The organism is Streptomyces sp. NPDC044044, assembly GCF_056434405.1.
Window position 1 is genome coordinate 417514 of sequence record NZ_JBWKFG010000008.1, and the last position, 20437, is coordinate 437950.

Sequence of the window (20437 nt, forward strand, 5' to 3'; positions counted from 1 at the left end):
AAGTCCTTGTTGAGACTTTTGCGCGAGAAGTGCCTCAAGGGCTGGGCCTCTGAGCGGATAACCTTCAACTCGGGTGTTGAGCAGCAGTCGGGAGAGGTCCTTCATGAGTCGAGCCGAGACGGCACTTCGTCCCGTCGATCTGGCCCGTGCGGCCGGTGTCTCCGCCCAGCAGATCCGCAACTACGCCGACGCGGGCATCCTGCCGCCCACCCCGCGCACGCCCGCCGGATACCGCAGGTTCGGCACCCGCCACCGCGACGCCCTGCTCACCTATCGCGCGCTCCTCCCGGGTTACGGCCTCGACACCGCCCAGGCGATCATGCGGGCCGTCCACGCGGGCGACGTGCCGCTGGCGCTCACCCTCGTCGACGCCGGGCACGCGGCGCTGCACGAACAGCGGCTCTCCCTCCGGGCGGCGGGCGAGGCGCTCGAAGCCGTCGCGAAGGAGACCCCTGACAACGCGCCGGACACCCCCCCGGACGATGCCCCGCAGACCTCCTCGCCGCCCGCCACACCACCGCGCCTGCGCATCGGCGAGGTGGCCGCCCGCCTCGGTGTGCGCACCTCGGCGCTGCGGGTGTGGGAGTCGGCGGGCCTCCTGGCGCCCCAGCGCGAACCGGTCACTCACTACCGCTGGTTCAGCCCCGCCGACGTACGCGACGCCCGCATCGTCAGCATCCTCCGGCAGGGCCACTACCCCCTGCCCCAGATCCACGCCGTCCTCGACGGCCTGCGCGAGACGGGCAGCCCCGACGCGCTCCGGGCGGCCATCGCGCAGCGCCTCGCGGGCGTCACCGCGCGCGCGACCGCCATGCTGGCGGCGTCCGGCCGGCTTCATCAGTACGTCACGGACGCACCGGACCCGCAGGAATACGTCACGGACGCACCGGCCCCGTAGGAGTACGTCACTGGCGCACCGGGCGGCGGGTCATCCGCTTGACCCCGGTCGGCGTCCCCGGACGCCGGTGCCGGGCCGGACGCCGCAGGGTGACGGCGGTGACGACGGCGCCCAACAGGACGCAGAGCGCGGCCAGTTGAAGTCCGGTGTCGTAGCCGTCGAGGAAGGCGCTGCGCGGATCGGCGCCGCCCCGCAGTGCCGTGCGCTCCGTACGGGTCAGGACCACGCCGACCAGGACGACCCCGAACACCCCGGAGATCTCGCGGGCCGCGCTGACGAGCCCCGAAGCCATGCCGGTGCGCGTCGCGGGGACGTCGGCGACGGAACGTACGGTCAGCGGAGTGGTCAGGGCGGAGCCCGCGCCGATCAGGAGCAGCCCCGGCTGCAGATCCCAGTACTGCGCGTGCAGCCCCGTCCCCGACACCCACACGAGCCCGCCCGCGACGAGGACGAGACCCCCGGCGATGGACCAGTGCGCCCCCACCGCCTTCGCCGCACGCTCGGCGAACGGCGTCGTCACGAGCAGCGCACCGGCCAGCGGCAGGAAGGCGAGACCCGCCTTGGTGGGTGAGAAGCCGAGCACGCGCTGGAGATAGAGCGCGGTGAAGAAGAACACGCCGTTGACCCCGATGCCCCACAGCACCTGAGCCGCAGCACCGCCGCTCAGTGAACGGTTGCGCAGCAGTCGCAGATCCACCAGCGGCAGAAAGGTCCGGGACTCGACGACGAGGAACGCGATCCCGGTGGCCAGCGAAAGCCAGAGGCAGAGCGGCACGGGCGGCGTGCTGAAACTGTGCTCCCCGCCCCTGACCAGGCCGTACGTGAGGAGGAAGAGCGAGGTCGTGGACAGTGCGACGCCCGGCAGGTCGAGGAGCGGCAGCAGGCCGTGCCGTACGCGATCGACGGCCCGCGGGACCGCGGGCACCAGGAGCAGGGCAATGATGCCGAAGGGGACGTTGAGCAGGAACACCCAGCTCCAGTCCCAACGTTCGGTGACGAACCCGCCCACCACGGGACCCAGCGCCAGCGCGACCGCGAGCGCCGCCGTCCACAGGCCGACCGCCATGGCGCGCCTGCGGGCGGGCAGATCGGCGGCGACCACCGCGAGCGAGGCGGGGATGACGAGCGCCGCACCCACGCCCTGCACCGTGCGCGCCGCGATGAGCGTCCCGCCGCTGTCGGCGAGGGCGGCCGCGAGCGAGGCCGCGGTGAAGACGACGATCCCCGCCGCGAGGACCAGCCTTCGGCCGAGCAGATCCGTGAGCCTGCCCCCGGCCGGCAGGAGCGATCCGAAGCTCAGAACGTAGCTGGTGGCCACCCACTCCAAGTCGGTGACGGTCAGGCCCAGTTCACGCTGGACCGTGGGCAGGGCGACATTGATGACGGTGTTGTCCAGCGTCGTGATGAAACCGGCCAGGGCGAGCATCGCCAGAAGCGCGGTCAGCCTGCCCCGGCCCACGTGCGGCTCCCCTCGGTCGCGATGCGGTTCCGCTGCCGGATTCTCCGGGGCGCCGACAGGTCGCCGCTGCTGCCCATGGCGCCGAATCCAGGGCCATGGCTTATCAATCGAGTGACAGAGCGTGTCAGACGATCTGTCAGCAACCCGTCTTACTCATGGGTCACATCCGGGCGGAACCTGGTGCACCGCTCGTCCCGGTCCCCGCGCTGTCCAGTTGGAGCCGCCATGTTCAGCCCGCAGTCCCCACCGTCCCCGCAGCCTCTCCAGCCGCCCGAAGGCCCGCTGCTGACCGACCATTTGGCGTACTGGGCCGAGCGTCGCCCGCACCAACGCGCCTTCACCTACGTGGAATTCCCCGAGCCCTCCTCGCCCGGCCTGCACCACACCCTCGGCTGGCAGGGTCTCGACGTCCGCGCCCGCGCGGTCGCCGCGAGGATCGCCGCGGTCGCGGGCCCCGGTGAGCGGGCGGCCCTGCTGCTCCCGCAGGGCCTCGACTACACGGCGGCGTTCCTCGGCTGCCTCTACGCGGGCGTGATCGCGGTGCCGCTCTTCAGTCCCGAACTCCCTGGCCATGAGGGAAGGTTGTCCGCCGTACTCGCCGACTGCGAGCCCGCGTGCGTACTGGCCGACTCGGGCACCGCCGCCGGGGTCGAGCGCTTCATGGCCGCGCAGGGGCTGCCGTCCGTGCCGGTGGTTCCGGTGGACCGGGCAAGCGTGGACAGGGCAGGCGTGGACGGGCCGGGCGCGACGCCCGCGAGCGCCCTTCCGGCACGCATCGAACCGGACGACATCGCCTACCTCCAGTACACCTCCGGCTCCACGCGCAGCCCCGCGGGCGTCGTGATCAGCCACGCCAACGTGGTGGCCAACGCCCGCCAGGCCATCGAGGCCTTCGCGGCCGACGCGGCGAGCAGCACGACCGTCGGCTGGCTTCCGCTCTTCCACGACATGGGCCTCGTCCTGAGCGTGGCAGCGCCCGTCGTCGGCGGTTTCCCCTCGGTCCTCATGGACCCGGTGGCCTTCCTGGAGCACCCGGTGCGCTGGCTGCGGCTGCTCGCCGCCTATCCCGGCACGATCAGCGCGGCCCCCAACTTCGCGTACGACTACTGCGCGAGCAGGGTCGACAGGGAGGAGGCCGCCGAGCTGCGCCTCGACCGCGTCAAGGTCCTCATCAACGGCAGCGAGCCCGTCCGCCCCGGCACCGTCGACCGCTTCCGCGACGCGTTCGCCGACGCGGGCCTTGCACCCGCGGCCCACTGCCCGGCGTACGGCCTCGCCGAGGCCACCGTGTTCGTGACGACCGACACCTTCGCCGAACCCCCCACGGTCCTCGCGTGCGACCCGCTCGCCCTGTCCGAAGGACGGCTCGACTTACGGGAGTCGACGGCTCTGGAAGCGACACACCTGGTCGCCTGCGGCACCCCGGCAGGGCAGGAGCTGCGCATCGCCGACCCGTCGACCGGCGCGGCCCTGGATCCGGGCGAGGTCGGCGAGATCCAGCTGCGCGGGCCCAACATCGGCCTCTGCTACTGGAAACGCAACGGGCTCTCCGAGGAGGTGTTCGGCTTCCGTCCACCCGATGCCACAGCGCACGACGGCGAGGCGGGATGGCTGCGCACGGGGGATCTCGGCGCCCTCCACGAAGGCAGGCTGTACGTCACCGGTCGGCTCAAGGACCTGATCATCGTGGACGGCCGCAACCACTACCCCCAGGACATCGAGGAGACCGTGCAGTCGGCCGTCGATCTCGTACGCCGCGACCGGCTCGCCGCGTTCCGCGTGCCCTGGACGGGTACGGAGACCGACGTCCTGGTCGTGGTCGCCGAGCACCGGCGGGGTGCGCGGCCCACCGAACAGGACCTGCTCGCCGCCCTGCGCACCGCCACGGCCGCCGTCTCGGCCCGGCACGGACTGCGCCTCGCCGAACTCCTCCTCATCCCGCCGGGCTCGCTGCCGAGGACGAGCAGCGGCAAGGTCGCCAGAGCCGCGGGCCGGGCGCGCTACCTGCTCGGCGCCTTCGGCGAGGGGGGCCGGGGCGGCGCGGAGGGCACACGATGAGGGACGTGGGCCGCGCGGAGATCCGGGCCGAGATCGTCGAGAGCCTGAGCGCCTGGTACGGCCTCGCCGCCGAGGAGATCGCCGACGACCGTCCGCTGGCGGAGCTGGGGCTGACCTCCCGCGACGCGGTCGTCCTCACGGCACGTCTCGGCGACCTCGTGGGCACCCGGCTGCCCGCGACGCTGCTTTGGGAGGCGTCGACGATCGGCGCGCTCGCGCAGCGGGTGGCGCGCGGCGAACCGGAGGACGGCGGTTCGCCGTCACAGGTGGATGCCCCCAACACCCCTTCTGCGGAGGGCGATGCGCCGGTCGCGGTCATCGGCATCGGCTGTCGGCTGCCCGGCGGAGCCACCTCGCCCGCCGCGTACTGGCGGCTCCTGAGCGAGGGCCGCGACGCCGTGGGAACCGTCGGCGACGACCGCTGGGCGCCCTTCCTGCGGGACGGGAAGAGCCTGCCGGACGACATCAGCAGGCACGGCGGGTTCCTCGCGGACGGGGACATCGACGGCGTGGCCGGCTTCGACGCCGAGTTCTTCGGCATCGGCGCGGACGAGGCCACCGCCATGGACCCGCAGCAGCGCATGCTGCTCGAGGTCGTCCGCGAGGCCGTCGACCACGCGGCGCTGCCCACGCCGTCCCTCGCGGGCACCCGTACCGGAGTCTTCGTGGGCATCAGCGGCAACGAGTACGCCCATCTCACCACCGCGGACCCGGAGTCGATCGGCGCCTGGACCTCACCGGGCGCGGCCCTGAGCATCGCCGCGAACCGCCTCTCCTACCTCCTGGACCTGCGCGGCCCGAGCATGGCCGTCGACACGGCGTGCTCCTCCTCGCTCGTCGCCGTGCACCACGCGGTCCGCAGTCTCGGCACGGCGGAGAGCGACATGGCGCTCGCCGCCGGGGTGAACCTGCTCCTTTCCCCCGCGGTGACCCTCGGCTTCCAGCGGGCGGGTGCACTGGCCGCCGACGGCAGGTGCAAGGCCTTCGACGCGGCGGCCGACGGCATGGTGCGCGGCGAGGGCTGCGGCGTCGTCGTCCTCAAGCGCCTAGCGGACGCGGAGCGCGACGGCGACCGCGTCCTCGCGGTCATCGAGTCGACCGGCGTCAACTCGGACGGCCGCTCGAACGGCCTCACGGCGCCGAGCGCTCAGGCCCAGCGCGCGCTCCTGGAGCAGTGCCATGCGACGGGGCCCGAGACCGTGGACTACGTCGAGGCGCACGGCACGGGCACAGCGCTGGGCGACCCCGTCGAGGCGTCCGCGCTCTCGGCCGCGCTCGGCCCGGGGCGCGGGCGGGCCGCCGACCAGCCGCTGCTCATCGGCTCGGTGAAGACGAACATCGGCCACCTGGAAGCGGCGGCGGGCATCGCGGGGCTCATCAAGACGGTCCTGTCCCTGCATCACGACGAGATCCCGTCCCATCTGCACTTCACCGCGCCGGGCCCGCACGCCGACCTCGACGCACTCGGCCTGCGCGTCGTCACCGGCCCCGAGCCGTGGCCCCGCTACTCGGGCACCGCACGGGCGGGAGTCTCGGCGTTCGGCTTCGGGGGCACGAACGCCCACGTGGTCCTGGCCGAGCACCGCGCGCCGCGCCGCGCACGCCCCGCGTCCACCGGGCCTGCCGTCGCCCTGCTCGACGGGGTCACCGAGGACCGCGTACGCGCGTACGCGGGTGAGTTGGCCCAGTGGCTGGCAGGGCCGGAAAGCCGCTCCGTCCACCCTGCGGACCTGGCCCGGACACTGGCGGGCCGCGTGGGACGGGGCCGCCACAGGGCGGCGGTCGTCGCGCGGGGCCGGGAGGAGATGGCCACGGTGCTGGCCCGTCTTGCCGGGCGGGAGCCCGATGGGCGGGTGGTGGTCGGGGCGCCCGTGTCCGCGGGTGGTGCGGGGGCGGTGTGGGTGTTCTCCGGGTACGGGTCGCAGTGGGCCGGAATGGGCCGTGAACTCCTCGCCACAGAGCCCGAGTTCGCAGCAGCCGTCGACCGTCTCGAGCCGCTGCTGCACGACCAGGCGGGCATCTCCCTGCGGGACTGCATGGATCCCGGCGCCGATCTGACCTCGCCCGCCGTCGTCATGCCCGCCCTCTACGGGATGCAGGTCGCCCTCGCCGCGCTGTGGACGTCGTACGGCTTCGAGCCCGCGGCCGTGATCGGCCACTCCATGGGGGAGATCGCCGCGGCCGTCGCCTGCGGCGCCCTCGACGAGGCCACCGGGGCGCGGGTCGTCGCAGTACGTTCGCGGCTCCTCGCCGGGCTCACGGGCGGCGCCATGGCCGTGGTGGACCGCCCCGGCGAGCACATCGAGGCCCTGGCCGCCGACTTCCGCACGCTTCAGGTCGCCGTCCACGCGTCCCCCGCGCAGAGCGTGGTCACCGGCTCCACCGACGATGTGCGCTCGCTCGTCGACCATGTCACCAGGGAGGGCGGCTTCGCGCGTTCCCTGCGCGTCACCGGCGCGGGGCACTCGCCCGATGTCGACCCGCTGCTCGCCGAGTTCGCCCGGGAGCTCGGCGCCGTGCGGCACACACGGCCCGGCTGCCGCCGCTACTCCACGGTCCTTGCCGATCCGCGCGACCCCGCGCCCTGCGACGTCGACTACTGGGCGGCCAATCTGCGGCGACCCGTCCGCTTCCGTCAGGCGGTGCGTGCCGCCGCGGACGACGGCCACCGTGTGTTCGTCGAAGTGGCCCCGCATCCCACGCAATTGCATCCGCTGACCGAGACGCTGCGGGACGCGGACGCCGACGGTTCGCTGATCCTGCCGACCCTGCGCCGCGACACCGACGACGCGCTCACCTTCCGTACCTCCCTGGCCTCACTGCTCGTACGCGGGGCGGGTGGGCTCCCCGAGCCTCGCGAGCGCCTGCATCCAGGGGCGCGCATCGTCGACATCCCTCCACCGCGCTGGCGCCATCGCCGCTTCTGGGCGGGGGAGGAGCCCGGCCCGCATGAGACGCCGCGTCACGCCCCGGCCCCGGTCCCGACCTGCGCCACTGGATCGCTCGACCGCCTGCGCGGCTGCGTGGCCGACGTCATGGGCTACACACCCGACCGCATCGACGCCGACATCCCCCTCACCGACCTGGGCCTCGACTCGCTCACCGCGGCACGCATCCGGACCGCGGTGGAGCGAGAGTTCGGCGTGGAGGTGGAACCAGGGGTGCTGCTGCGGCAGGCGACGCTGAGGGGGGTCGCCGACCTGCTGTCGGAGGGGCAGCCGGCCGGGCGTCCGCGGGGCGGGGGCGCGACGTCCCCGGCGACGTCCCTCGTGACGTCCCCTGCGGTTTCCCTCGCTCCGTCCCCCGCGGCTTCCCGCGGGGGTGGGCCGCGCCCTTCACGGCCGGGAAGGAGTGGAGCGGTGGCGGAGGACGAGGGGCCTCTTCGTGTCCTCGCCGACGCGGGCGGCGGCACCCCTCTCTTCCTGGCCCATGCCGCGGGCGGCACCTCGGAGGTGTACGCACGCCTGGCCGAACGGCTTTCCGGCACCCGCCCCGTCTACGGCTTCGACAGGCTGGCCGCTCCGGAGGAACTCCGGCCCCGCGCGGAGCACTTCGCGGATCGCATCCGTGCGGTGTGCCCGAATGGGCCCTGGATCGTAGGTGGTTGGTCCTACGGGGGCCTCCTCGCCCAGGAGGCCGCGAGGCTCCTGGCGCGGCACGGCGACGTCAGGGCCCTGGTCCTCCTCGACTCCGTGCTGCCCCTGCCCCCGCCCTCGGGCCTGTCCCCACTGCAGGAAGCCCGCCGCCGCTACGCCGATTTCGCCGCGTACATCACCCGCACGTACCGCACCCACCTCTCCCTGCCCTACGAGGAACTGGCACGCAGGGACGACGCCGAGCAGATCGCCCTCGTCATGAAGCTGCTGGAGCAGGCCGTCGACCTGCCCCGGGCCGTCCTCGATCATCAACGCACCTCGGCCCTCGACCTGCGCAGCGGTGAACGCCACACCCCCGGCCCGTACACCGGCCGGACCCTCCTCTACCGGGCCACCGAACCGGCCCCGCACACCGTGCGCGACGCCCGCTACGAACGGGACGACGCAAGCCTCGGCTGGGACGCCCACTGCACCGACCTCACGGTCACGCCACTGCCGGGGCACCACCTCTCCCTGCTCGACCCCCCGGTCGTGGACACGCTCGCCGAGCACCTGACCCGTGACCTGCCCGATGTCCGACCCACCTGACCGCTGACCGCCCCTCCTGGAAGAGGACCACCCCCATGCCGCAGAAGCACCGCAGACCACGCAGGAAGCTGGCCGCACTCGCCGCTGTCACCGCACTCCTCGCCACCGGTGGCGCCCTGGGCACCTCCACCGCCCTGGGGGCGCCCACCGCTTCGCCGGTGGCGGCCCGATCCGCCGAAGGGCCGCGCGTCGTCGGCGAGGAGTGGCTCGACTCCCGCACCGTCGACCTCACCGTCGACTCACCCGCGGTGGGCAAACAGCTTCCCGTACGCGTCATCCTGCCGACCCGCTTCAAGGAGCAGCCGGACCGCACATGGCCCGTGCTCTACCTCCTCCAGGGCGCCCACGACGACTACACATCCTGGACCCGCGAGACGGACGTCGAGGAGTTCCTGGCCGACAAGGACGTCATCACCGTGATCCCGGCGTCGGGCCCCACCGGCATCCCCACCGACTGGTGGAACCACGGCAGCCCCACCGCCCCCGACTACGAGACCTTCCAGGTCGAGGAGTTGACGGGCCTCCTGCGCGACACCTACCGCGCGAACGGCACCCGCGCCGTCGCCGGGGTCTCCACCGGCGGCTACGGCGCCATGGCGTTCGCCGCACGGCACCCCGGCACCTTCGGCGCGGCGGCCTCGTACAGCGGCGTCCTGGACACGACGGCCCTCGGCATGCCGACGGTCATGAACGCCATCGTCGCGCGGGAGTTGCAGCTTCCCTCCGCCCTCTGGGGCAGTCCCTTCCTGCACCGGGAGAACTGGAACCGTCACAACCCCGCAGCCCTGGCCGAGCGCCTCGCCGGAACCCGGCTGTACGTCTCCCAGGGCAGCGGTATCCCCAGCAGCGACTTCGGCAATCTCGAAGGGGCGGTCCTCGAAGGCACGCTGTGGGGCCAAGCGCGGGGATTCGCGCGGCAGTTGGACCGCGCCGGTGTCCCGGCGACGGTCCACTTCTACCGCGGCGGCTCGCACGCCTGGCCCTCCTGGCAGCAGGAGTTCAAGGCTTCCTGGCCGACGCTGGCGGCGGGCCTTGGGCTTCCGGCGACGGCGCGCTGACGTCGGCGGCGAGGCGGGCCAGCCTCCGCTCGTCCGGCCAGCGCACCGCACTCGCCCACGAGGCCAGCTCGAAGAGGCGTATCAGCCGGGCGCTGGAGTCGAGCTGGCCGCGCAGCACCCCGTGCCGGGCGGACGTCGGGTCGGCGTGGTGGAGGTTGTGCCAGGACTCGCCGCCGGAGAACGGGGCGAGCCACCACACATTCCCGGAGCGGTCCCGGACCCGGAAGGGGCGGTCCCCGCTGATGTGGCAGATCGAGTTGATCGACCAGGTGACGTGATGGAGCAGACCGATGCGTACGAGCCCGGCCCAGAAGAAGGCGGACCAGGCCGCTCCGGAGTCCCAGCTCCCCTCGCCCCAGAGGCCTCCGGCCACGGCGGGCGCGCCGAACGAGAACAGCACGATCAGCGGCTGCCACCGTGCCACCAGGGCCAGATCGCGGTCGGCGAGGAGGTCGGGGACGTACTTCTGCTGGTTGGTCCTGTCGTTGTTGAACGTCCAGCCGACGTGCGCCCACGCCATGCCCTTGAGCAGAGCGCGCACGGAGGTGCCGAACCGCCAGGGGGAGTGCGGGTCGCCGGGCTGGTCCGCGAACTGGTGGTGGCGTCGGTGATCGGCGCACCAGGTGATCGCGTCGCCCTCGACGGCCATGGTCCCTGCCACCGCGAGGGCGATCTTCAGAGGTCGGGCGGCCTTGAACGCCTTGTGCGTGAACAGGCGGTGGTAGCCGATGGTGATGCCGTGCACGGCGACGGCGTACATCACCGCGCCGATCACCAGATCGTGCCAGGTGACGCCCCAGCCCCACAGCGCGACGACGGACGCGATCACGGCGACAAAGGGAATGCCGACGAACACCCCCACCACGACCCGGTCGGCTGTGCCCATGCGTTCGCCCCAAGCGGCGTTCACGCTCTCTTCTGCCATGGGTTCTCTCACCTTTCAGTACGGGTGAGCCGGACATTAGCGACGGAAATGGGGAGGCCTCTACTCGGAAAGTGATGAGAGCGAGAGGGGTCGATTGGCGATCCAGGTGAATTGGAGCCGATCGGCTTGTGAGAGGCGGGTTTTCCGCCCACTGTTTGGACCCGAACCCGCATCATTGGACAGCTGTGCCGAAGGAGGAACGTCATGGATGTGCTCGCAGAGGCAGTCGTCGCGGGGGCCGACGCGGACGAACTGCGCCGACTTCCCTTACCCGATGAATTCACCGCCGCGCATCTGCTGAGGGAGGACGTGGAGAGCTTTACGGGGGTGGCGGACAAAGACGTCCGAAAAACACTCCATGTGGGATCCGTGCCGATGCCGGAACTCGCCCCTGACGAAGTCCTGGTGGCCGTCATGGCGAGCGGGATAAATTACAACACGGTGTGGTCGGCGATGTTCGAGCCGATATCCACGTTCTCCTTCCTGCACCACTTCGGTGCGAAAGGCGGCTGGGCCGCGCGGCACGATCAGCCGTATCACGTGGTCGGTTCGGACGCGGCAGGCGTCGTCGTCCGCACGGGCGCCGGGGTGCGCCGCTGGAGCATCGGCGACGAGGTCGTGGTCACCCCCGCCTACGTCGACGACGAGGAACCGGCGACCCACGCCGACGGCATGCTCGGCGACTCCCAGCTGGCCTGGGGCTTCGAGACCAACTTCGGCGGCCTGGCCCACTACTGCGTGGCCCGCGCCAGTCAACTCCTCCCCAAATCAGATCAGTTGACCTGGGAGGAGGCGGCCGGCAACCCGCTGTGCGCGGGCACCGCCTACCGCATGCTGGTCAGCGACCGCGGCGCGCGGATGACGCAGGGCGACATCGTGCTGATCTGGGGCGCGGCGGGCGGCCTCGGCGCGTACGCGGCGCAGCTCGTACGCAACGGCGGCGGCATCGCGGTGGGCGTGGTCGGCAGCGAGGAGAAGGCGGAGCGCGCCCGTGCCTTCGGCTGCCACGCGGTCATCAACCGCGCCGAGATCGGCCTGACCGGCAGCGCACCGGACGACCCGGCGGCGGTCGGCAAGAAGCTGGGCAAGCGGATCCGTGCCGCGGTGGGCGAGGACCCGCACATTGTGTTCGAGCACGTCGGCCGGGCGACCTTCGGGGTCTCCGTCTTCGTGGTCCGCCGAGGCGGCACCGTCGTCACCTGCGGATCGAGCACCGGCTATCTCCACGAGTTCGACAACCGCTATCTCTGGATGCGCCTCAAGCGCGTGATCGGCAGCCACGGAGCCAACCTCCAGGAACAGGCCGCGGTGGCCCGCCTCCTGGACCTCGGTCACATCCGTCCCGCCCTGTCGGTGACCTACGACCTCCAGGACACCGCCGAAGCCGCCCGCCTCGTCCAGTCCAACCGCCACACGGGCAAGGTCGGCGTGCTGGCGCTCGCGCCACGGACCGGTCTTGGGAAGCGGGGCGCGGCGTGAGTCATTGACCCAAGGACGCCGTGACGCCGCGCGCGTCCGCACAGTTGAGGGACAGCCGAGGGACAGCCGAGGGACGGTTGAGGGCGCGATCATGTCCCGGTCATGGCCCGTTCGTACATGACCGGGAACACGTCACGGCTCAGCGGACCGTCACATTGACGACGGGCGAGATGGCGCCGCCGCCCACGATGCGCAAGGCGTTGCGCCCCTTGAGGCCGAGTTTGACCCGCATGTTGTACGTCGCGGAGCGCGTGGTGTTCACGGAAGCGGGCAGCGACACCCATCGCTTGCCCTGCTTCTGCTGCAGGGTGACGCGCGTGCCGGTCCGCATGTGGTGGCTGACGCCGTACATGCGGAACTGCTGCCAGGCGCGCACGCTGCTCACGGTCGCCTTCGCCGTCAGCGTCGGACGCGGGGCTGCGGTCGCGGCTGCCCCGGGTGCGTGCGGGGCGTGCGGGGCGTGCGGGCTCACGGCGCCGGCGCCGGTCGCCGCGGGGCCCGTCAGAACGGCGACGGCCGCGATTCCCGCCACGGACACGTACTTCAGCTTCCACCGGTTCACGGTCAACTCCCTGTCTCCATCTCTCTGTTGCTTTCCCGCTCGGACGCTTTGCCGAGAAAGTTCCGCCAGCCGCCGTCGGGGCGCTGCCCCACCTCAAGCCCGCGCAGCCTGGCGAGGACGGCCGGGTCCTGGACGTCGAGCCAGTCGACGAACTGCCGGAAGGAGACCAGGCGCACGTCCTTCTTTCCGGCCATCGCCTTGAGGGCCTCCTCGACGGCATCCATGTAGATGCCGCCGTTCCACTCCTCGAAGTGGTTGCCGATGAAGAAAGGGGCGCGGTTCGTCTCGTACGCACGGCGGAAACCGGCGAGGTACGCCTGGGTCGCCTGGGTGCGCCAGCCGGGATAGTTGTACGAGGGTGCCCGCGTCGAATTCTTCGACTGGTTGGCCAGGACGTTGTAGTCCATGGACAGGACCTCGAAACGGTGTCCGGGGAATGGGATCTGCTGGAGCGGCAGATCCCACACCCCGAGGCGCTTCTGCGGCCATCGCTGTGATCCGCCGGGCGACGACGAGTCGTAGCGCCAGCCCCGTTCGCGGGCGACGGGCAGCAGATTGTTCCGGCCGAGGAGGCAGGGGGTGCGGCCGCCGACGAGTTCCTTGTCGTAGTCGAAAGGAAGCGACGGCAGATCGGTCCAGCCGGTGTTCGTGCGCCACTCCTTGACGAAGGAGGTGGCCTGGTCGATCTCGCTCTGCCATTGCGCGGGCGTCCAGTTGGCGACGCTTCCGGTGCCGGTGCAGAAGTGCCCGTTGAAGTGCGTGCCGATCTCATGGCCTTCGAGCCAGGCCTGACGGACGTACTTCAGCGTCTCCTTGATGTGGTCGTCGGTGAGATATCCGATGTCGGATGCGCCGACCGCGTTGTTCGGCGGCTTGTAGAGCCGCTTCTTGGACTCGGGAAGGAGATAGAGACCCGAGAGGAAGAACGTCATCTTCGCGTCGTGGTCCTCGGCCAGCTTCAGGAAACGCGGAAAGAGACCGTTGCCGACCTCGCCCGCACCGTCCCAGGAGAAGATCACGAACTGCGGGGGTGTCTCACCCGGCTCCAGGGGGACAGGGGTGACCGGCTGATGCGGCTGCTTGCCCGAGTACGCGGTCGAACCGTCGCCGATCGGCTTCGCCGGAGGCTGCTTCTGCTGCGCGCCGTGCTGGCCGCCTTCTCCCTCGCGCCCATGTCCCTGCGCCCGCCCGGACGGCGACGGCGACGGGGACTGGGACGTCGCATCCTTGGATCCCCGCTCCTTCGCACCGCACCCGGCGAGGCCCGCGCCCGCTGTCAGCGCAAGTCCCAGCCCCAGCGCGTGCCTTCGGCCGACCGAGCGCATAGTCACTCCGTTCACTCGCTTCCTGGTCGAACAATGCCTAGACCCCAGGAAGATGAATGAATCGTATGTTCTTATGTCTTTTACGGGATTTGACCCAAAAGGTGCATTCGGCGCCGCGAGGTGATGGTCCATCAGTGGGCAGCAAGGAGGCCATCAGTGGCCGGTCGCCCGCGCCTCAAGCCCCTGGTGGATCTGGTGGATCTCCTCCGCACGGTGGGACCCACGCGACGCCGCCGAGCGCCGGTCCGCGTTCGATCGCGGCGATCAGCTGATGGACCGGATGGACCGAGGCTCCGCCGAGCGGCCCGGCCACGGAGACAACCCCGGCCAGGGCCTTGTGCGCCCGGCGCCATGCGCGGCTGTGACGGCCGCGCAGATGCTCGACGAGGGCGTGCGCGTACTGCGTCATGGAGCGCGTCCATATGTCGTGCCTCGCCTGCGTTCCGGCCGACGCGCGGCGGACACTGCGCAGCGCGTCGGCCGGGGAGACGAGCGCCTGGGCCACGGCGAGCCCGGCCCAGCTGACCGCGGCGGGCGGGCCGTGGTCGGCATGGTCGGGGACCGTGTGGGCGGCCTCCCGCAGATGCTCGATGGCACGTTCCGTCTCGCCGTTGCGCAGCGCGATGACGCCCTGTACGTGCGCGACCCGGCCGATGGTGGCGTCGTCCCCGGCGAGGACCGCGACGCGCCAGGCCTGACCGAGGAGTTCCTCGGCCTCCGGCGCGCCCGTGCACGCCGAGAGCCAGCCGGCCAGCCAGAGGGCCTGCCCGCCGCCGAGGGCGTCGGCGCGTCCGAGGGGCAGCAGCCGCCGCAGATGCTCGCGCCCCTCGGCGGCGTGTCCGCACACGGCCCACCAGAACCACAGGTCCACCACCATGCCGAGGACGGTCGCGCCCTCGTCGGCGGTGTGCGGTTCCCGCTCGAGCGCGGCCCGCAGATCGGGCTCCTCGTCGCGCAGCAGCAGGGTCGCCTGCTCGTGCCGTCCGGTGCTCCACAACTGGTGGGCGGTCGAGGCGACGGCGCGGTACCAGGCGAGGTGCCGGGTGGCCGCCGCCGCGGACTCGCCGACGGATTCGAGGCGTTCGGCACCGAACCCGCGGGCCGCGGCCGGCAGCCGATAGCGGGGCTGCAGTACGCCCCCGGGATCACGCACCGGTTCGAGCACCGAGGCCAGGACGAGCCGCGCGAGGCAGGACGCCACCCGCGCCGGGTCGAGCCCGCCGCCCGCGCACACATGGACGGCGGCGTCCTCGTCGAACTCGCCCGCGAAGACGCTGAGCCGCGCCCAGACGCTGCGCTCGGCCTCCCCGCAGAGCGCGTAGCTGGCGCCCACCGCGGCCCGTAGCGACCGATGCCGCCGCAAAGGCGCTTCGGGCTTGCCGAGCCATCCCTGGGCCGGCCGAAGCATCCGCGCGAGCTGCGCGGGCGTATGCAGGGCGGTCTGCGCCGCCGCGAGCTCCAGCGCGAGCGGTACGCCCTCCAGCTGGGCACAGATGTCGCTGACCGCGCGCAGTTCGGCTTCGTCGGGCGCGACAGGGGAGTGCGCGGAGTCCCCCGCGCCCGGCTCGGCGTCCGCTTCCGTCCTGCGGCCGAGGCCGCGCGCCCGCTCCATGAACAGCCGTACCGCGGGCCCCGGTTCCTCCGCCGCCCCCGGCGCGCTGACAGCAAGCGGCCCGAGGTGCAGCACCAACTCCTGGCCGAGGCCGAGGGGTTGCCGCCCGGTGGCGAGAATGCGTACGCCCGGGGCGCGCTGCAGCAGCGCCTGCACCATGCGCACGCACTCCTCGCGTACGGGGTCGAAGTCGTCGAGGACGATCAGCACGCGCCGCGTCCGGAGCCGCGCGATGAGCTCCCGCTCACCGAAGCCGTCCTGCTCGCCCGGGTCCTGCTCGGATCCGGCAGCCTGGGGGTCCTGCTCGTCCGCGTCCTGCTCGCCGCTGTCCCGCTCGCCCGGGTCCTGGTCGGGACGGGCAGTGTGGGGGTTCGGCTCCCCCGCGTCCTGCTTGCGCCCGTCCTGCTCGCCGCTGTCCCGCCCGCCTGGGTCCTGCTCGGGTCCGGCAGCCTGGGGGACCTGCTCGCCGCCGTCCCGCTCGCCCCCGTCCTCCTCGCCGCCCATCTCGCCGTCCATGGCCTCGACCACCGCCCGCGCCACCGACCGCCCCCGCGCAAGGCCGCCGTCCCACCAGCGCACGATCACCACGCCGTCCGTGAGCTGGCTGCCCACCGCCGCCGCGGCATGCGCGGCCAGGGTGCTCTTGCCGACGCCCGCACCGCCCGCCACCGTCACCAGCCTGCTCTGGGCCAGCAGACGGCGGAGTCCCGACAGCTCATCGGCCCGGCCCACCAGGCCACCCCCGTGCCCACGCACTCGCCCCGTCATCTCCCTCACGCTCGGGCCCTCCACGCCGCGAGCCCTGCCGCCCGCCTCTCGCCACACTCGCCGTGCAGAATCGTCACTGCTACGAATTCGACAGATCCTCTAACTCCGTGTCCCGATCTGGGTTACGGGGCGAAGGGCCGGGCGGCCTGTCAGGCAGATCACCGGCTGCCTGCGTCCTGCCTGACGTGACCAAGAACGAGCCGGATCAGCCGGCCAAGCCGGCCCCCGAGAGCACCGCGCCCGAGAGACCGGCGCAGGAGCGGCTCTCCGCCGCGGAGACCTGGCGGGCGCTGTACCGCTACTTCCGCCCGCACCGCTGGTTCGTCGCGCTCGGCGCCCTGTGCACGCTGATCGGCGCTGCGACCGGCCTCGCCCAGCCCCTCGCCGCGAAAGCCCTGGTGGACCGGCTCGGCAGCGACGACTCGATCGCCGGGATCATCCTCCTGCTCACCGCCCTTGTGGTGATCGGCACCGCCATCGAGTCCGTCGGCGCCTACGTCCTCGAACGCACCGCGGAATCCGTGGTGCTCGCGGCCCGGCGCACCCTCATCGGGCGGCTGCTGCGGCTGCGCCTGCCGGAAGTGGAGCGCACCCAGCCCGGCGACCTGATGTCCCGGATCACCTCGGACACGACCCTGCTGCGGGCGGTCACCACGCAGTCCGTGGTGTCCGCCGTCGCGGGCGGGCTCACCTTCGTCGCGACGATCGTGATGATGGGCCTCATGGACGTCGTCCTGTTCGGCGTCACCCTCGGCGTGATCGTGCTCATCGGCGGCGCGGTGGCCCTGGTGATGCCGAAGATCGCACGGTCGACGGAGCGCGCCCAGGAAGCGGTCGGCACCATCTCGACCGCGCTCGAGCGGGCGTTCGGCGCGTTCCGCACGCTCAAGGCATCGGGCGCCGAGGAGCGCGAGACCGCCGCCGTGCAGGACGCCGCACAGGAGGCCTGGCGGCACGGCGTGCGGTCTGCCAAGTGGCAGGCGGTGGCGTGGAGTTCGGTCGGCTTCGCCGTGCAGGTCTCTTTCCTCGCGGTCCTGGGCATCGGCGGCGCGCGTGTCGCGTCCGGCGCGATCTCGGTCTCGACGCTCGTGGCCTTCCTGCTCTTCCTCTTCTATCTGATCGACCCCGTGTCCCGGCTCGTCGAGGGCGTCTCGCAGTACCAGGTCGGCTCGGCGGCCATCGCGCGGATCGTACGGGCCGAACGTCTGGAGACGGAGGACGTCACCGAGCCCATGGAGCCCACAGAGCGGCACGGTCCCGCCGCCGTCGCCTTCGAGGACGTCACCTTCCGCTACCGGGAAGGCCTTCCGTACGTCCATCACGGCGTGAGCTTCGACATTCCCGGCCCCGGCATGACCGCCTTCGTCGGCCCTTCGGGCGCGGGCAAGACCACCGTCTTCGGCCTTCTGGAGCGCTTCTACGACGCGACGGGCGGCCGCGTCCTCGTCGACGGCCGTGACGTGCACGAGTGGCCGCTCGCCGAACTCCGCGCCGTCATCGGGTACGTGGAGCAGGACGCGCCCGTCCTGGCCGGCACCCTGCGCGAGAACCTCCTCTTCGGTGCGCCCGGCGCGACCGGCGAAGAGATCCGGGACGTTCTCGTGCGCGCGCGCCTCGACACCCTCGTCGAACGGCTGCCGGACGGCCTGGAGACGCTGGTCGGACACCGAGGCTCCCAGCTGTCCGGCGGCGAACGCCAGCGTGTGGCGATCGCCAGGGCGCTGCTGCGCAAGCCGCGCCTCCTGCTCCTCGACGAGGCGACCTCGCAGCTCGACGCGGTGAACGAACTGGCCCTGCGCGACGTCGTCGCCGAGGTCTCCCGGGAGGTGACGGTCCTCGTGGTGGCGCACCGCCTTTCCACGGTGACGCTCGCCGACCGGATCGTGGTGATGGACGCGGGGCGGGTCCGCGCGTCCGGCACCCATGAGGAGCTGGTGGCGGCCGATCCCCTGTACGGAGAGCTGGCGGCGACCCAGTTCCTCGCGACCACGGCCTGATCGCCAGGGTCCGCCGATAACCACTGGCCCCACACGGGGAGTTGCGGGTTGGATGGCGGTCATGACCAGCGGACGCAGACGAGCGGCACTGTTCGTGGACGAAGAGCGGGACAGCAGGCTCGACGCACGGACCACCGGCGACGAGCGGCACATGCTCGCCGACTTCCTCGCCGCCCAGCGCGCGACGCTGGAGCTGAAGTGCGCGGGCCTGGAGGCCGAGTTGGCCCTGCGGTCCGTCGAGCCGTCCACGCTCTCGCTGCTCGGTCTCGTCCGGCACCTCGCCGACGTGGAGCGCCGCTGGTTCCGGCGCGTGCTGGCCGGTCAGGACGCGCCGCTCCTCTTCGGCACGGACACGCACCCCGACCACGACTTCGACGGCGCCGTGCCCGAACCCGCCGTGATCGCCGACGCATGGGAGGCCTGGCGCGCCGAAGTGGCCTTCGCCGACCGCTTCGCCGCGGAGGCGCCCGACCTGGACGTCGAGGGTCACGACGGGTGGCGCGGAACGGTGTCGCTGCGCTGGGTGCTCATCCACATGGTCGAGGAGTACGCCCGGCACAACGGCCACGCCGACCTGCTCCGCGAGCGGATCGACGGTGCGATCGGCGTGTAGCCGTGGCGTGTAGGAGTGAGTAGTGGGCAGTGAGCAGTGACGTGCGGCGCGGTGGCGTGCTGCGGAGGGCGGGCTGTGCCCGCTCCCGCGGCAACGGCGATGATCTCTCCATGAGTTTGAGAGAGATCACGTTGATGTCCGACCCGAAGGTGGCCGCCGTACCTGTACGGGAGTGCGGGGAGTGCCTCGTGGACGTACGCCACGGCGGCGAGCTTCTGGTGGACACCCGCGCCCAGGACGCCGACGACGCCTTCGCCCGGCTGCGCGAAGGCGTCCTGGCCCGCCTCCTGCACGCCCAGGAGCTGCTGCCCGGCGGACTGCGCCTGCTGTTCGTCGAGGGCTACCGCCCTCCGTGGCTGCAGCGCAGCTATTTCGAGGAGTACGAGGGCCAGCTCCGGGCCCTGCACCCCACGTGGGAAGCCGAGCGCCTCCACGCGGCGGCGAGCCGCTATGTCTCCCCGCCTCAGATCGCACCGCACAGCGCGGGATCCGCCGTGGACCTCACCCTCGCCGACGCCGACGGCCGCGAACTCGACCTGGGCACGCGGATGAACGCGGACCCGGAGGAGAGCGAGGGCGCCTGCTACACCGAAGCCGACAACATCACCCCCGGAGCCCGCCGGAACCGCGAGATCCTCGGCACGGCCCTGCGGAACGCGGGCCTCGTCAACTACCCCACCGAGTGGTGGCATTGGTCGTACGGGGACCGCTACTGGGCCCTGGCCACGGGCGCGCCGCATGCTCTGTACGGGGCGATGGAACTGAGCCGTCCCTAGCGCCGGATCAGGGATCAGGCAGGCCTACCGCGCCGGCACCAGCCGGTCGACGAGGTCGTGCCACCCGGCGTCCACGCGGTCGAGCGGCATGCCGAGCCCGACGGTCAGGTGGTGGACCAGGACACTGTCGATGGAGCCGAGCAGGGCGTGCGCGAGCAGCTCGGCGTCGCCCGTCGCGCCCGCCTGCCGCAGCAGCATCGTCACGTGCGTGAGGCGCAACCGGTTCGCCGGGACGGCGTAGGTGCGCAGCGGGTCGGTCCGGGAGGACAGGACCAGTTCGTGGTGGTCGCGTTCGTGGCGGACGAGGGCGGGGCCGAACGCGTGCAGGCGCTCCAGGGGCGGGGCGTCGGGGCCCAGTGGGGCCGGGCCCGAGAGGAAGGCGGCCTGGAGCTGCTGCTCGCGGTGGTCGAGGAGGGCCACGAGGAGTCCGGTGCGGTCGCCGAAGCGCCGGAAGACGGTGCCTTTGCCGACTCCGGCCGCCGTGGCCACCGCGTCCATGGTCAGCTGCGCGGCCCCGCATCCGGCCATCAGCTGAGAGGCGGCCTCCAGCAGACGCGTGCGGTTGCGCGCCGCGTCGGCCCTGAGCGACGGCGGTTCGCCGACCGGTGTGAGGGCGAGCTCAGTCGCCCCGACCGGTGCGTCGGGTGAGGGGAGGGGCGGGGGAACGGAGCCGGTCATGGATCCAGCGTAGCGCCCCATGAGAATAAGTGGACCGCGGTCCGG

The 20437-nt window shown here is 72.2% G+C and carries 14 protein-coding genes; 8 read left to right on the forward strand and 6 right to left on the reverse strand.

All coding sequences use genetic code 11. The features are described from left to right. Window positions 1-103: 103 nt before the first annotated feature. Window positions 104-898: a MerR family transcriptional regulator gene (locus AC07AG_RS29940; RefSeq protein ID WP_478759236.1), complete on the forward strand. Its 795-nt coding sequence runs from the start codon at window positions 104-106 to the stop codon at window positions 896-898. 7 nt (window positions 899-905) lie between these two features. On the opposite strand, the gene AC07AG_RS29945 is transcribed toward AC07AG_RS29940, so the two are convergent. Continuing rightward, window positions 906-2357, reverse strand: a complete 1452-nt coding sequence (locus tag AC07AG_RS29945) for an MFS transporter (protein ID WP_478759237.1) — start codon at window positions 2355-2357, stop codon at window positions 906-908. A 225-nt stretch (window positions 2358-2582) separates the two neighbouring features. On the opposite strand from AC07AG_RS29945, the gene AC07AG_RS29950 reads away from it, so the two are divergent. From AC07AG_RS29950 to AC07AG_RS29960, 3 genes are read left to right on the forward strand one after another with little or no spacing between them, the layout of a single operon-like run. Beyond that, on the forward strand, window positions 2583-4415 hold the full coding sequence (locus tag AC07AG_RS29950; protein WP_478759238.1) for a fatty acyl-AMP ligase: 1833 nt from the start codon (window positions 2583-2585) through the stop codon (window positions 4413-4415). Further along, window positions 4412-8599 (forward strand): acyltransferase domain-containing protein, encoded by a 4188-nt coding sequence (locus tag AC07AG_RS29955; protein ID WP_478759239.1) that lies wholly within the window; start codon window positions 4412-4414, stop codon window positions 8597-8599. Before AC07AG_RS29950 ends, AC07AG_RS29955 begins: the two co-directional genes overlap by 4 nt. A 35-nt stretch (window positions 8600-8634) precedes the next feature. Further along, window positions 8635-9657 (forward strand): alpha/beta hydrolase, encoded by a 1023-nt coding sequence (locus tag AC07AG_RS29960; RefSeq protein ID WP_478759240.1) that lies wholly within the window; start codon window positions 8635-8637, stop codon window positions 9655-9657. Here AC07AG_RS29960 and AC07AG_RS29965 read toward each other — a convergent pair. After that, the gene (locus AC07AG_RS29965; RefSeq protein WP_478759241.1) at window positions 9599-10582 is read right to left on the reverse strand and encodes an acyl-CoA desaturase; all 984 of its coding nucleotides are present in this window, start codon (window positions 10580-10582) and stop codon (window positions 9599-9601) included. The genes AC07AG_RS29960 and AC07AG_RS29965 overlap by 59 nt on opposite strands. A gap of 204 nt (window positions 10583-10786) precedes the next feature. Here AC07AG_RS29965 and ccrA point away from each other — a divergent pair, with 204 nt between their 5' ends. Further along, window positions 10787-12061 carry a crotonyl-CoA carboxylase/reductase gene (gene ccrA, locus AC07AG_RS29970; protein WP_478759242.1) on the forward strand — a complete coding sequence of 425 codons (1275 nt, stop codon included), beginning with the start codon at window positions 10787-10789 and terminating at the stop codon, window positions 12059-12061. Between the two features lie 139 nt (window positions 12062-12200). On the opposite strand, the gene AC07AG_RS29975 is transcribed toward ccrA, so the two are convergent. From AC07AG_RS29975 to AC07AG_RS29985, 3 genes are all read right to left on the reverse strand, one after another. Beyond that, window positions 12201-12623, reverse strand: coding sequence for a hypothetical protein (locus tag AC07AG_RS29975; RefSeq protein ID WP_478759243.1), 423 nt, complete (start codon window positions 12621-12623; stop codon window positions 12201-12203). 2 nt (window positions 12624-12625) lie between these two features. Then, on the reverse strand, window positions 12626-13948 hold the full coding sequence (locus tag AC07AG_RS29980) for a polysaccharide deacetylase family protein (protein WP_478759244.1): 1323 nt from the start codon (window positions 13946-13948) through the stop codon (window positions 12626-12628). 175 nt (window positions 13949-14123) lie between these two features. After that, window positions 14124-16328: an ATP-binding protein gene (locus tag AC07AG_RS29985; protein WP_478759245.1), complete on the reverse strand. Its 2205-nt coding sequence runs from the start codon at window positions 16326-16328 to the stop codon at window positions 14124-14126. Between the two features lie 290 nt (window positions 16329-16618). Here AC07AG_RS29985 and AC07AG_RS29990 point away from each other — a divergent pair, with 290 nt between their 5' ends. The 3 genes from AC07AG_RS29990 (at window position 16619) to AC07AG_RS30000 (ending at window position 19714) form a co-directional block, all read left to right on the forward strand. Next, a complete protein-coding gene (locus tag AC07AG_RS29990) occupies window positions 16619-18325 on the forward strand; it encodes an ABC transporter ATP-binding protein (RefSeq protein WP_478759395.1) in 1707 nt (568 codons plus the stop codon). 61 nt (window positions 18326-18386) lie between these two features. Further along, on the forward strand, window positions 18387-18938 hold the full coding sequence (locus AC07AG_RS29995) for a DinB family protein (RefSeq protein ID WP_478759246.1): 552 nt from the start codon (window positions 18387-18389) through the stop codon (window positions 18936-18938). 116 nt (window positions 18939-19054) lie between these two features. Then, complete coding sequence (locus AC07AG_RS30000; RefSeq protein WP_478759396.1) at window positions 19055-19714, forward strand: M15 family metallopeptidase; 660 nt, start codon at window positions 19055-19057, stop codon at window positions 19712-19714. Window positions 19715-19738: 24 nt separating this feature from the next. Here the strand turns inward: AC07AG_RS30000 and AC07AG_RS30005 are convergent, their stop codons facing one another. Beyond that, window positions 19739-20392, reverse strand: coding sequence for a TetR/AcrR family transcriptional regulator (locus tag AC07AG_RS30005; protein WP_478759247.1), 654 nt, complete (start codon window positions 20390-20392; stop codon window positions 19739-19741). Window positions 20393-20437 lie beyond the last annotated feature (45 nt).

Excerpts from the sequence above, each read along its gene's own strand:
- AC07AG_RS29950 (WP_478759238.1), top strand. The coding sequence starts at position 2,583 with ATGTTCAGCCCGCAGTCCCCACCGTCCCCGCAGCCTCTCCAGCCGCCC.
- AC07AG_RS29955 (WP_478759239.1), top strand. The coding sequence starts at position 4,412 with ATGAGGGACGTGGGCCGCGCGGAGATCCGGGCCGAGATCGTCGAGAGC.
- AC07AG_RS29960 (WP_478759240.1), top strand. The coding sequence starts at position 8,635 with ATGCCGCAGAAGCACCGCAGACCACGCAGGAAGCTGGCCGCACTCGCC.
- AC07AG_RS29980 (WP_478759244.1), bottom strand. The coding sequence starts at position 13,948 with ATGCGCTCGGTCGGCCGAAGGCACGCGCTGGGGCTGGGACTTGCGCTG.
- AC07AG_RS29995 (WP_478759246.1), top strand. The coding sequence starts at position 18,387 with ATGACCAGCGGACGCAGACGAGCGGCACTGTTCGTGGACGAAGAGCGG.
- AC07AG_RS29965 (WP_478759241.1), bottom strand. The coding sequence starts at position 10,582 with ATGGCAGAAGAGAGCGTGAACGCCGCTTGGGGCGAACGCATGGGCACA.
- AC07AG_RS30005 (WP_478759247.1), bottom strand. The coding sequence starts at position 20,392 with ATGACCGGCTCCGTTCCCCCGCCCCTCCCCTCACCCGACGCACCGGTC.
- AC07AG_RS29985 (WP_478759245.1), bottom strand. The coding sequence starts at position 16,328 with ATGACGGGGCGAGTGCGTGGGCACGGGGGTGGCCTGGTGGGCCGGGCC.
- AC07AG_RS29940 (WP_478759236.1), top strand. The coding sequence starts at position 104 with ATGAGTCGAGCCGAGACGGCACTTCGTCCCGTCGATCTGGCCCGTGCG.
- ccrA (WP_478759242.1), top strand. The coding sequence starts at position 10,787 with ATGGATGTGCTCGCAGAGGCAGTCGTCGCGGGGGCCGACGCGGACGAA.